This window comes from Arenimonas sp., assembly GCF_035721105.1.
Classification (GTDB): Bacteria; Pseudomonadota; Gammaproteobacteria; order Xanthomonadales; family Xanthomonadaceae; genus Arenimonas.
In genome coordinates this window covers 19,576-32,329 of sequence record NZ_DASTNG010000014.1, presented here as the reverse complement: position 1 = coordinate 32,329, position 12,754 = coordinate 19,576, and the positions used below count along the sequence as shown (strand labels likewise).

The 12,754-nt window shown below is 69.8% G+C and carries 9 protein-coding genes; all 9 read left to right on the top strand.

Annotated elements, in window-relative coordinates:
- The first annotated feature begins 98 nt into the window (after nt 1–98).
- Nucleotides 99–752, top strand: a complete 654-nt coding sequence (locus VFQ84_RS01375; protein WP_231693843.1) for a methyltransferase family protein — start codon at nt 99–101, stop codon at nt 750–752.
- Nucleotides 749–3,157 carry a heavy metal translocating P-type ATPase gene (locus VFQ84_RS01370; RefSeq protein ID WP_325128431.1) on the top strand — a complete coding sequence of 803 codons (2,409 nt, stop codon included), beginning with the start codon at nt 749–751 and terminating at the stop codon, nt 3,155–3,157. The genes VFQ84_RS01375 and VFQ84_RS01370 overlap by 4 nt, the downstream gene beginning before the upstream one ends.
- Nucleotides 3,158–3,171: 14 nt before the next feature.
- The gene (locus tag VFQ84_RS01365) at nt 3,172–3,582 is read left to right on the top strand and encodes a hypothetical protein (RefSeq protein ID WP_231693844.1); all 411 of its coding nucleotides are present in this window, start codon (nt 3,172–3,174) and stop codon (nt 3,580–3,582) included.
- Nucleotides 3,583–3,707: 125 nt separating this feature from the next.
- On the top strand, nt 3,708–5,099 hold the full coding sequence (locus VFQ84_RS01360; RefSeq protein ID WP_325128427.1) for an MBL fold metallo-hydrolase: 1,392 nt from the start codon (nt 3,708–3,710) through the stop codon (nt 5,097–5,099).
- Complete coding sequence (locus VFQ84_RS01355; protein WP_325128425.1) at nt 5,096–6,607, top strand: thymidine phosphorylase family protein; 1,512 nt, start codon at nt 5,096–5,098, stop codon at nt 6,605–6,607. Before VFQ84_RS01360 ends, VFQ84_RS01355 begins: the two co-directional genes overlap by 4 nt.
- Nucleotides 6,604–7,521: a ribose-phosphate diphosphokinase gene (locus VFQ84_RS01350; RefSeq protein ID WP_325128422.1), complete on the top strand. Its 918-nt coding sequence runs from the start codon at nt 6,604–6,606 to the stop codon at nt 7,519–7,521. Before VFQ84_RS01355 ends, VFQ84_RS01350 begins: the two co-directional genes overlap by 4 nt.
- Before the next feature lie 40 nt (nt 7,522–7,561).
- On the top strand, nt 7,562–10,024 hold the full coding sequence (locus VFQ84_RS01345; protein WP_325128420.1) for a xylulose 5-phosphate 3-epimerase: 2,463 nt from the start codon (nt 7,562–7,564) through the stop codon (nt 10,022–10,024).
- On the top strand, nt 10,021–11,628 hold the full coding sequence (locus VFQ84_RS01340; protein WP_325128419.1) for an ABC1 kinase family protein: 1,608 nt from the start codon (nt 10,021–10,023) through the stop codon (nt 11,626–11,628). Before VFQ84_RS01345 ends, VFQ84_RS01340 begins: the two co-directional genes overlap by 4 nt.
- Complete coding sequence (locus tag VFQ84_RS01335) at nt 11,625–12,752, top strand: acetate kinase (protein ID WP_325128417.1); 1,128 nt, start codon at nt 11,625–11,627, stop codon at nt 12,750–12,752. The genes VFQ84_RS01340 and VFQ84_RS01335 overlap by 4 nt, the downstream gene beginning before the upstream one ends.
- Nucleotides 12,753–12,754 lie beyond the last annotated feature (2 nt).

The window sequence follows — 12,754 nt, the reverse complement described above, 5'->3', positions numbered from 1 at the left end:
GGCGCGGCCACCAAGGGCGCGCCGCCGCCCGATGCGTCCACCCCGCCGGACGCGAGCCCACGGACGCCGCGCCCGCACACGCATCGCGGAGACCTGCCATGAACCCCATTGATTCCGGCTACGGGCTGTGGGCGCTGGCCGTGCTCAACGCTGCGTTTTTCATCTTCTTCGCCTGGAGCTTCTACACCCCGCTCACGACCCGGGACTGGCGCAGCTTCGGCTTGTATTCCGCGTTCGTCGTCGCGCTGTTCGCGGAGATGTACGGCTTCCCGCTGAGCCTGTTTCTGCTGTCGGGCTGGCTCTCGTCGCGCTTCCCGGAGGTCAACTGGCTCAGCCACGACGCCGGTCACGTGTTTGAGATGATGTTTGGTTGGCGGAGCAATCCGCACTTCGGTCCCTTCCACATCCTGAGCTTCGCTTTGATCGGCGGCGGCTTCTGGTTGCTCGCCCGCGCCTGGCCGGTGCTCTATCACGCGCAGCGTCGCGGTGAGCTGGCGCAGACCGGTCCCTACGCCCGCCTTCGGCATCCGCAGTACGCCGGGTTTGCGCTAATCATGACCGGCTTCCTGGTCCAATGGCCGACCCTGCTCACCCTGGTGCTGTACCCGGTGATGCTCATCACCTATGTGCGATTGGCGATCAATGAGGAGCGCGAGACGCGGGCACGTTTTGGCGCCGTTTACGAGCGCTACATGGCGGCGGTGCCGAGGTTCCTTCCGCGCCGTCGCCGGACGCAGGCGGTGGCCTCATGAAGGCCGATCCGAACACGACGGCAGTGAGAACCTGGCCGATCGGCGACATGCTGACCGAAGGCTGCGCCCGGACCCTGGCCGCCACGATCCGCGAACTGCCGGGCGTTGAGGCCGCGGATGCCAACTTCGCGACGGGCATGTTGCAGGTGCGCTACCTGCGCAGCGCGACCGAGCCCACCCGCATAGCGTCGGCTATACGCGCCTGTGGCTTCGCGTGTCGTGCCCCGTCGGCCGAGGCCAGCGCCCCGGCAGTTCCCCCCGCTGCCGGTCCCGCGCCCGACGACCATGCCGGGCACGGCAGCGGCCACGGGCACACAAAGCCCGCGGTCGCCGCGCCCCAGGCCAAGGTCGATCACGCGGGCCATGGTCCAGAGGCCTCCGCCAAGACCGGCTCAGACCCGCACGAGGGCATGCACCACGGAGGCGATCTGCACGCAGCAGCGGCGGACATGCGGCGGCGTTTCGTGATCGCCCTGGTGTTCTCGATCCCACTGTTCATCTGGTCACCGATGGGATTGATGAGCGCGCCCCCGACGCCGTTCGGCCTGACCGAGAACGTCTGGTTGTGGCTGTTGGCCAGCGGCGCGGTTATCTACCCGGGCTGGCCGTTCTTCACGGCGGCGATCCGCTCGCTGCGCCGCGGTGTGCTGGACATGGCGGTGCTGGTGCTGCTCAGCGTCGGCACCGGCTATGGCTTCAGCCTCGGGGCGACGTTCCTGTTCGACGGGCCCAATTTCTACGAGGCCTCCTCGGTCCTCATGACCTTCATCCTGCTGGGCCACTGGCTGGAAATGCGGGCCCGCGCCGGCGCCTCGGACGCGATGAAGGCCTTGCTAAAGCTCTCGCCGCCGCGGGCGATCGTGCGCCGGGACAACGTCGATGTCGAAATCGCCACCGACGACGTGCAGGTGGGTGACGTGGTCGTCGTGCGGCCGGGTGCCAAGGTGCCGGTCGACGGCGAGGTCCTCGAGGGCCAGTCCCAGGTGGACGAATCCATGCTCACCGGCGAATCGATGCCGGTGAAGAAGGTGCCGGGCTCGCTCGTGGTCGGCGGCACGATCAATCGCAGCGGCGCCTTCACCTACCGCGCCACCAAGGTCGGCGCCGACACCGCGCTGGCCCAGATCATCCAACTCGTCCAGGAGGCGCAGAACTCCAAGGCCCCGGCCCAGTTGCTGGCCGACCGCGCCTCGCAGTGGCTGGTGCTGGCGGCGATCGTGATCGGCGTGCTGACCTTCGCCGTTTGGTTCTGGTGGCTCGGCCAGCCCCTGCTCTTCGCGCTCACCCTGACCATCACCGTCTTCGTGATCGCCTGCCCCGACGCGCTCGGCCTGGCGACACCCATGGCGATCATGATCGGCACCGGCATGGGCGCCCGGCACGGCATTCTGTTCAAGCACGCCGAGGCCATCGAACAATGCGCGCGGCTGGACGTGGTGATCTTCGACAAGACCGGCACGTTGACGGTGGGCCAGCCCGACGTCGTGCAGGTGGTATCGGCCCCGGGGTGGGACGAGGTAACCCTCATCGATGTGGCGGCCGCCGTGGAAACCCACTCCGAACACCCGCTGGCCCAGGCGATCCTCAAGCACGCGGGCCCGGTCCAGGAGAGGGCGACGGACTACACCAACATCGACGGCCAGGGCGCCATGGGGCGCGTGACGGGTCGCTGGGTGCACTTGGGCAACCGGCTGCTGATGACCGCGCAAGGGGTGGCGCTGGACGCCCTGGACGCACAGGCCGAGGCGCTCAAGGGCGGCGGGCGCACCGTGATCTACGTCGCCGTGGATCGCAAGCTCGCCGGCGTGATCGCCATTGCCGATGCCATCCGCCCCACATCCCGGGCCACGATCCAGGAGCTTCACCGGCGCAAGGTAAGGGTGGCGATGATCACCGGCGACAACCGGCCCACGGCCGAGCGCGTGGCCGCGGACCTGGGCATCGACATCGTGCTGGCGGACGTACTGCCCGGCGAAAAGGCCGCCGAGGTCAAGAAGCTGCAGGCCCAGGGCCTGAAAGTCGGCATGGTGGGCGATGGCGTCAACGATGCCCCGGCGCTCACGCAGGCCGAGGTCGGCTTTGCGATCGGTGCCGGCACCGACGTCGCGATCGACAGCGCCGACATAGTGCTGATGCGCAGCGACCCCTATGACGTCGTGCGGGCGATCACGATCGCCCGCGGGACGCTGCGGAAAATGCACCAGAACCTGGCCTGGGCCGTGGGCTACAACGTCCTGGCCTTTCCGCTGGCCGCTGGCGTCCTCTTCCCGTTCGTTCTCTCGCCCGAAGTCGCCGCGCTGTCGATGTCCGGCAGTTCGGTGATCGTGGCTGTCAATGCGCTGTTGCTCAAGCGCCTACCCTTGGCGACGGTTTCGAGCGCCGCCGAGGATTCCCCCGCTGTTTAACAGGAGCTCCACTCATGAATATGAATCGTCTTATCCACACGCCCCCTCCGGCTAACCCGACCCTGCGCCAACGTGCTCGCCGCACCCTTGTCGGTGTGACCTTGCTGCTGGCCCTGGCTACCTCCGCCTACGCCCAGGAGAGTACGTACCGCCATGAAGTCGTCATGCGCGGCCAGGTCCTCGAAGCCGACGCTGGCGCGTTGGTCGTCTGCGTGGGCGAAGCCGATGGCGCCCAGGTTGGGCAGGTGCTCGAGGTCGTACGCCACAAGCGGGTCTCGCGCAGTCCCAAGGCGGCCGGTTCCCGCTTCCGGCGTGAGCCGATTGGGCAGGTCCGGATCACGGAGCTGTTCGATACGCACTACGCGCAGGCCGAGGTTGTCACCGGCAAGCCCAAGGTCAACGACACCGTCGAGTTGATCCGCTGATGTTCGATCGGTGCTCGCGGCACGGTCACCCTGCCCTGACCCTCAGGATCGGGCTCGCCACCGCGGGCGCCCTTCCCCGGCCGCTGTCAGTGCGGTCCCCTCGATTCTCTTAAAGGACCATCCCCATGGCTTCCGCGTCAATGCGTTCCGTGCACTTCCTCGGCGCCGCCGGCACCGTCACCGGCTCGCGCTACCTGGTCCAGGCCGCGGGTCAGCGCATCCTGGTCGACTGCGGCCTGTTCCAGGGCTACAAGCAGCTGCGCGAGCGCAACTGGGCGGAGTTTCCGGTGGCGCCAGCATCCATCGATACCGTGCTGCTGACCCACGCCCACCTCGACCACGCCGGGTATCTGCCGGCCCTGGTCAAGCAGGGCTTCACCGGCAAGATCCTGTGCACCGACGCTACCCGCGACCTGAGTCAGCTCCTGCTGCCCGACAGCGGCCACCTGCTGGAAGAGGAGGCGCGGTTTGCCAAGAAGAAGGGTTACTCCAAGCACGCCAATCCCCTGCCCCTGTACACGCAGCAGGATGCGATGACGTGTCTGACTCGCTTCGAGGGCCGCCCCTTCCTGGAGCCGCAATCCTTGGCCCCGGGCGTCAGCGCCCGCTTCATCCCGGCCGGCCATATCCTCGGTGCCGCCCAGATCGCGCTCACCATCGACGGCCGCCGCCTGCATTTCACCGGCGACCTCGGCCGGGCCAGCGACGCGCTGATGAAGGGCCCCGCGCCCTTCGAGGGTGCCGACGTACTGGTCTGCGAGTCCACCTACGGCAACCGCCGCCATCCCAGCGCCGACGCCGAAGCGGAACTCGCGCCGGTGATCAAGCGGGTCGCGGCCCGCGGCGGCGTGATCGTCATCCCGGCGTTCGCGGTCGGCCGTGCCCAGGCGCTGATGCTGCATATCGCGCGCCTGCGCCAGCGCGGCGAGATTCCGCGCGTGCCGGTCTACCTCAACAGCCCGATGGCCATCAACGCCACCGACCTGTATCACCGTCACCACGGCGAACACCATGTCACCGACGCCGAGTGTCGGGACATGTATGAGCTCGCGACCATGGTGCGGACCGCGGAGGAGTCCAAGGCGCTCAATATGCAGCGCGGGCCGATGATCATCATCTCGGCCAGCGGCATGCTTACCGGCGGGCGGGTCTTGCATCACCTGGTGGCCTTTGGCCAGGACTCGCGCAACGCGATCGTGTTGGCGGGCTACCAGGCCGGCGGCACCCGGGGCGCGGCGCTGGTGCGCGGCGAGAAGTCGCTGCGAATCTTCGGGCAGGAGGTGCCGATCCAGGCCGAGGTCGTCGCCATGGAGAGTTTCTCCGGCCACGCCGACAGCGAGGAACTGCTCACCTGGCTGCGCCCGGCCCCGGTCCAGCCCACGATGACCTACATCACCCATGGCGAGCCCGACGCGGCCGACGCCCTGCGCGGGCGGATCGAGCGTGAGCTCGGCTGGCGCTGCCGGGTCCCCGAGCATCTGGAACGGGTGTCGCTCGGCGGCGAGGCCATGGCATGAGCGAACACGCCCACACCCGCCTGCGCGTCGTGCGCGCCGGCATTGATACCTACCAGCAGCCGGTGGTCTACATGCACCGCGACTGCCCGGTCTGCCGCTCGGAGGGCTTCGCGGCCCTGACCCGGGTGCAGATGCAGGTGGGCACGCGGCAAGTGATCGCCACCCTGAACGTCGTGACGGGCGACCATCTGGCGGTCGACGAGGTCGCGCTGTCCGATGCGGCCTGGTCGGCCGTCCGGCCCGACGACGGGGCGTTCGCCACCTTCCAGCATCCCGAGCCGGCCGCCTCGGCCGGCGCCCTGCGCGCCAAGGTGTTCGGGGCGCGCCTGGATGACGCCGATTGCCTGGCGCTGATGCGCGATACCGCCGCCAATCGGCTGTCGGACATCGAGCTGGCGGCGTTCGTGACCGCCTGCGCCGGCGAACGCCTGGATCACGGCGAAACCATCGCCCTGACCCGGGCCATGGTGGCGGTCGGCCAGTCCCTGGACTGGGGCGGCGGTCCGGTGCTGGACAAGCACTGCGTGGGCGGCCTGCCGGGCAATCGCACGACCCCGATCGTGGTCGCCATCATCGCGGCGCTGGGGCATCGCATCCCCAAGACCTCCTCGCGGGCGATCACCTCGCCGGCCGGCACCGCCGACACGATGGAAGTCATGGCGCCGGTGGCGCTGGATCTGGCGGCGATGCGACGCGTGGTCGAGCGCGAAGGCGGCTGCATCGTCTGGGGCGGCAATGTGCGCCTGAGCCCGGCCGACGATGTCCTGATCCGGGTCGAGCGGCCGCTGGACTTCGACAGCGACGGCCAGTTGGTCGCCAGCGTGCTGTCCAAGAAGGTCGCGGCCGGCGCGAGCCACGTGTTGATCGACATGCCCGTCGGACCCACCGCCAAGGTGCGCTCCGATACGGCGGCGCAGGCGCTGACAGCACGGCTGACCGACACGGCGTCCGCCATGGGGCTGACCCTCGCTGTCCTGCGCACCGACGGACGCCAACCGGTGGGCGTGGGCATTGGCCCGGCCCTGGAAGCCCGCGATGTGCTAGCAGTGCTGCGCGGCGCGTCCGATGCTCCGGCGGACCTGCGCACGCGGGCCCTTGCGGTCGCCGGTGCGTTGCTGGACTTGGCGCCGGGCACGCCGCCGGGTCAGGGGCTGGCCCTGGCCACGCAGACGCTGGATTCGGGCCGGGCGTGGGCCAAGTTCTTGGCCATTTGCGAGGCGCAAGGCGGCTTCACGAAGCCGGGTGAAGCGCCGTTCCAGGCGCCGGTGCTGGCCTCCCGCGCCGGGCGCGTGCAAGCCATCGACAACCGGCGCCTGGCCAAGGTCGCCAAACTCGCGGGCGCACCGGGGGCGCCCTTGGCTGGCCTGACCTGCGCCCTGCGCCTGGGCGACACCGTGGCGGCCGGGCAGCCGCTGTACACCGTGCATGCGCAGTCGCCGGGCGAGCGCGACTACGCCTTGGCGTACGCCCAGTCCCATCCCGAGATCCTGACCCTGGAGGCCCTATGAGTCGCGTCCTGATCGCGTTTCCCGAGTTGGAATCCATGGGCGTGGACCTGGCGGCACGTCTGCAGGCGCGCCTAGCGCCCCTGGGCTGGCGCCGGTTTCCGGACGGGGAATCGCTGGTGACGCTCGATCCCGACCTCAGCGGCGCCGACGTGGTGCTGTTGGCCGGGCTGCGCAGCCCGGATTCCGTCGCGCTGGCGCTGCGTTTTGCCGCGGAGACGGCCCGCGAGTTCGGCGCCCGCTCGGTCGGCCTAGTCGCGCCTTACCTGCCCTACATGCGCCAGGACACGCGCTTCCATCCCGGCGAAGCGATCAGCGCGCCGATCTTTGCCCGGTTCCTGGAGCAAAGCGTCGACTGGCTGGTGACGGTGGATCCGCACCTGCACCGCAATCCGCGCCTGGACGGGTTGTTCTCGATCCCGACCCGCCATGTCGCCGCGGCGGCGGCGATGGCGGCCTGGGTGCAGGCCAACGTCCCCGACGCGATCCTGATCGGTCCCGACAGCGAATCGGCGCAATGGGTTGGCGATATCGCCGCGCGGGCGCAAGTGCCGTTCCAGGTGCTGGCCAAGATCCGGGAGGGCGATCGCTCCGTCCGGGTGAGCCTGCCCGATCCCGTCGCCGCCCGCGGCCGCACGCCCGTGGTGGTCGATGACATCGTCTCCTCGGGCCATACGATGATCGAAACCCTCAAGCATCTGGCCACGCTGGGATTGCCCCCGGCGACCTGCCTGGTCACCCACGCGGTCTTTTCCGAAGACGCCTACGAGCGCCTGCTCGCCGCCGGCGCCCGGCGCGTCGTCAGCACCGACACCATTCCCCACCCGGCCTGCAATGCCATCGCGATGGCGCCGGCGCTGGCGGTGGCCTGCGAAGCCCTGCTCGCCGGGCGCACCCCGTCCCTGGCCGCCCCGTGAGCCGCGCCGTCCACCGCCCCATCTGTGCCCTGGAGTTTCGATGAACGACCTGACCTGCCCCGCCAGCGCCATCAGCGCCATTGACCAGCACCGGATTGACCAGTTGGCCCGGCGCTACGCCCAGGCCGAGCCGGCCTTCGCCGCGTGGGCCGCCGGCTATGGCGTCATCGAGCACACGCCGCTCACGCAACTGCGAGTACGCGCCATGCTCGAGGAATTGGTCGCCACCGGCGCACTGCCTGACGCGGAAACTGGCTACCGGCGCCTGAGCGCGGCCGATCGCATTGCCAGCGCGGGCATGTGGCTGGTGGCGCATATGACCTACGCCCGGCGTGTCCGACTCGATGGCAGCCCCCTGGTCGCCGAGGATTTCAAGCCACAGCCCGAGGGGCACACCGGGGGCGCGTTGAACATGGTGCCCGCCTATGCCGGCTACCTGGCGATGAATGCGCTCGACGGCCGGACCCGCGCCTGGATGATGGGCCAGGGCCACTGCGTGGCGGCGATCGATGCGCTCAACGTGATCGTGGACAACATGAGCCCAGCGCATGCGGCCCGCTACGGCCTCGACGAGCCGCGGCTGGCGCGATTCGTGGGCGACTTCTACTCGTATGCGCTGACGCCCGAAGGGCGGCCGGCCTCGCCGCTGGGCTCGCACGTCAACGCCCACACCGCCGGCGGCCTGCAGGAAGGCGGATACCTGGGCTTTGCCGAGCTGCACTACGTGCATGCGCCGCTGCCCGGCGAGCGGCTGGTTGCGTTCGTCAGCGATGGCGCCTTCGAGGAACAGCGCGGCGGCGACTGGGCGCCGCGCTGGTGGCGCCCGGACGATTCGGGCCTGGTCGCGCCGATTATGATCCTCAACGGCCGGCGAATCGAACAGCGCAGCCAGATCGAGCAGCAGGGCGGCGAGGACTGGCTGTACCGCCACCTGCGGCTCAATGGCTTCGAGCCCATTGGCCTGGACGGCCGTGATCCCGCCAGCATCGCCTGGGGCATCCACGTCATCGAGTCGCGGCTGCAGGCCTGCACCGAAGCGGCCGCGCTGCATCCCGAGGGAGATTTCCGGATCCCGCTGCGCTATGGCGTCGCCGAAGCGCCCAAGGGCTTCGGTTTCCCCGGCGCCGGCACCAACGCGGCCCACAACCTGCCGCTGTCCGGCAATCCCCACCGCGATGCCACTGCCCGCGAGCAGTTCAATGCCGGCTGTGCGCCGCTCTACGTGCCGCCCGCCGACCTGCAGGCGGCGATCGTTTCCCTCAATACGCATGACGCCCAGAGCCGGCCGCGCGAGCGCGACCACGCGCTCGCGACCCGCCAGGTGACGCTGCCGAACGTGCCTGAGCCGGCCTGGGCGGAGCCCGGCACCGTCGGCTCGCCGATGGCGGCGCTTGACGCCCAGTTCGTGCGTTTGGTGCAGGCCAATCCGCAGTTGCGCCCGCGCGTGGGCAATCCCGATGAGTTGAGAAGCAACAAGCTCGACGCGACCCTGGACCTGCTCAAGCATAGGGTGCAGGTGCCGGAGGCCGGTGTCGCGGAATCCCGCACCGGCGCCGTGATCACCGCGCTCAACGAGGAGGCGGTGGTCTGCGCCGCCTTGGCGAACAAGGGCGGTCTCAATCTGGTCGTGACCTACGAAGCCTTCGCCCCGAAGATGCTCGGCGCCTTGCGCCAGGAGCTGATTTTTACCAGGCATCTGCGCGAGGCCGGACGGCCGCCGGGCTGGCTGGGCGTGCCGGTCGTACTGACCTCGCACACCTGGGAGAACGCCAAGAACGAGCAGTCCCACCAAGACCCGACCCTGGCTGAAGCCCTGCTCGGCGAAATGGCGGACGGCGCCCGCGTGTGTTTCCCGCCGGACGGCAACAGCGCCATGGTGGCCCTGACGCACAGCCTTCGGGCCACGGGCACCATCACGGCGCTGGTGGTGCCCAAGCGCGAGGTGCCCAACCGGCTGACGCCGGCGCAGGCGCGCCTGTTGGCCGACGAGGGGCTGCTGTTGCTGCATGGCGATCCCGACACCGCGGCGGTGCTGCTGGCTGCCACCGGCAGCTACCAGCTGGGGGAGGTGTTGCGGGCCCATCAGCGTCTTCGCGCCTCGGGAATTGCCGCGGCGGTCATCTACATCGGCGAGCCGGGAAGGTTGCGGGCGGGACGCGATGCCCGGGAAGCCGCCTACGTGCTGGCTGATGCCGTGGTGCTGCGTCACTTTCCGGTGGGCACCCCGCGCGTATTCGTCACCCACACCCGGCCTGAGCCTTACCTGGGCGCGTTGCGCCGGATCGACACCGGCCCGGCCACGACGCGGGCGCTGGGTTTCGTCAACCAGGGCGGCACCTTGGATGTCCCCGGACTTCTGTTTGCGAACGGCTGCACGTGGGCACACACGGTGGCGGCGGCGCTGGCGGTCCTGGATCGGCCGCTCGATGACGCCTTGCGCGCTGACGAGCAGGCGGCGCTGGCCGGCCACGGCGATCCGACTTTGATCACCCGCCCCGCATGAGCGCACCCCGACCCCTGCCCGCCGCGCGCCTGCCGCGAAGTCTGCAGATCGCTTTCGCCCTGGCTGGCTTCGGCTGGGTCTGGTGGCGGCGGCATCGCCGTGGTCCCGACACCCTGCCGGCCCGTCTGCGCGAGACCCTGGAAGGTCTGGGCACGACCTTCGTCAAGCTCGGCCAGGGCCTGAGCCTGCGCCGGGACCTCCTGCCCGCCCCGTATCTGGTCGAGCTGGAGGCGCTGCACGCCCATGTGCCGCCGTTCGAGTCGGCGCTGGCGGTGGCGGCGATCGAATCCGCGTTTGGCCAGCCGGTGGACGCGCTGTTCGCGGCGTTCGAGCCGGTGCCGTTCGCGGCCGCCTCGGTGGCCCAGGTGCACCGGGCGCAACTGCCCGATGGGCGCACGGTCGCGGTCAAGGTGCGTCGGCCCGGCATCGTGGCCCAGGTGCATGCCGATCTGCGATTGCTGCGGCGCTGTGTGCGTGTCAGCCAGTGGCTGGTGCCGGGCTTGCGGCGCTACCAGCCGCTGGATCTGATCGACGAGCTGGGTCAGTTCCTGCATCAGGAAGTCGACATGGTCCAGGAAGCGCGCAACATGCGGCGTCTGGCCAGCACCTTCGATCCCCTGCCCTACCTGACCCTGCCCCATGTGGTGGAGCCCTGGGTCGCGCCGGCCGTGATCGTGCAGGAGTTCAGCCACGGCGCGGCGCTCGCGACCCGTAATCGCACGCCGCGTGGGCGCGAGCTGGCCGGCCTGCTGCTCGATGCCTACGTGCACCAACTCATGGGCGCCGGGGTCTTCCACGCCGATCCGCACCCGGGCAACCTGTTCGAACTGCCCGACGGTCGCCTGTGCTTCCACGACTTTGGCTCCATCGGATTCCTGGACCCGGCATCGCGAACGGCTTTTGCGCAACTGATCGAAGGGCTGGTGGTGGATGACGCCGCGGCCGTGCTCGATGCCGTGGTGGCGATGGGCTTTGTCACCGGTCCGATTGACCGGCGGGCCTACGTGCGTGCCATCAGCGAAATCCTCAGTAGCCTGGCCACGCTGCCGCTGAACGAGTGGTCGATGGCGGACGCGATCTGGCGCGTGGCGCGGATCGGCGCGGGCGAAAACTTCCGCCTGCCGCGCCACCTGTTGGTCCTGATGCGCACCCTGTTCCTGGCCGAGAACACGCTGCGGGCCCTGGATCCGGACCTAGACCTGATGCAAGCCCTGGGCGCCCGCGCCCAGCACATGGTCCAGACCCTGCGGCAACAGGCGGGGGGGCGGCCGATGCACGAGCAACTGCTCAAGAGCGCCGAGCAGCTGCCGGTCGTGGCGATGCAGATCTTGCGGCAGCTGCAACTGGACGAGGGACGGCCCGCGCTGTCGCTGCACCATCGGGGCCTGGAACCGCTGGAATCGACGCTGGCGCGCACCGGCAATCGCCTGGCCCTGGCCCTGGTGACGTTGGGACTGTATCTGGCGGGGTCGGTGATGATGCTGCACGGCGCCGGGCCGCGCCTGTGGGGCCATCTGCCGGTCCTCTCGGCGCTGGCGTTCGCCGGTGCGCTGGTGCTGTCGTGGCGATTGGTGCGCGCCATCTCGCGCTCGGGGCACCTATGAGCGCGCCGCGCGACGTCCTGACGCTCAACGTCGGTTCGGCGACCGTCAAGGCAGCGTATTACGCGGTGGATGCGCAGGGCGGCCTGATCACGCCGTCGGCACACGCCAAAATCGCCGTGCTGCCCGAGGATGCCCACGCTGCCCGCAGCGCGGACCGCTGGCTCTCGCAGTTGCTGGTGCAGTTGCCGGCCGGGGCCGGCCAACCCACGCGGGTGGCGCACCGAGTCGTGCACGGAGCGACCCGGCCGGGTCCAGCTCTCGTCACCGAGGCACTGATGATCGAGCTGACGGCGCTGACACCGTTGGCGCCCCTGCATCAAGCTCCGGCCCTGCGCTTGATCGAGGCTGCCGGGCATCGCTGGCCAGGGGTACCGCAGGTGGCTGCCTTCGACACCAGCTGGCATGCGACCCTAGCCCCGTGGGCCCGGCGCCTGCCGCTGCCGGCGAGCCTGCATGCTGCCGGCGTCCAACGCTACGGCTTCCACGGGCTGGCGTTTGCGTCGGTGATGCGTCAACTCATCGCCTTCGACCCCGCGCTGGCGACGGCCCGGCTGGTGCTGGTGCACCTGGGCGGCGGCTCGAGCCTGTGCGCGGTGGCCGACGGTCGCAGCGTCGACACCACCATGGGCCTGACCCCGCTCGATGGCGTCCCGATGGCCACGCGGTCGGGCACGCTCGATCCAGGCGTGGTGCTGTATCTGGCCCAGACCCTGGCCATGCCGCTGCCCGAGATCGAGCACTTGCTGTGGCGTGACTCCGGCTTGCGCGGCCTCTCTGGCGGCAGTGGCGACATGCGTGAGCTGTTGGCCGACACCGGCGAGCCCGCAGCCCTGGCCCGAGAGCACTACGCGATGCGGGTCGCCCAGGGGATCGCCGCAATGGCCACCAGCTTGGGCGGACTCGACGGGGTCGTGTTCTCGGGGGGCGTTGGGGCGGGCGCGGCAAGCGTGCGTGCCCGGATCGCCGCGCAACTGGGCTGGATGGGCCTACTGCTCGACTCCGACGCAAACCTTCACGGCGGCCCGGTGGTGCATGCCGGTGCCGCCACGATCAGCGCATGGGTCATCCAGGTCGATGAGGAATACGAACTGTTGCAGGCCGCCTTGGCCCTGGGGGATGAGTGAGC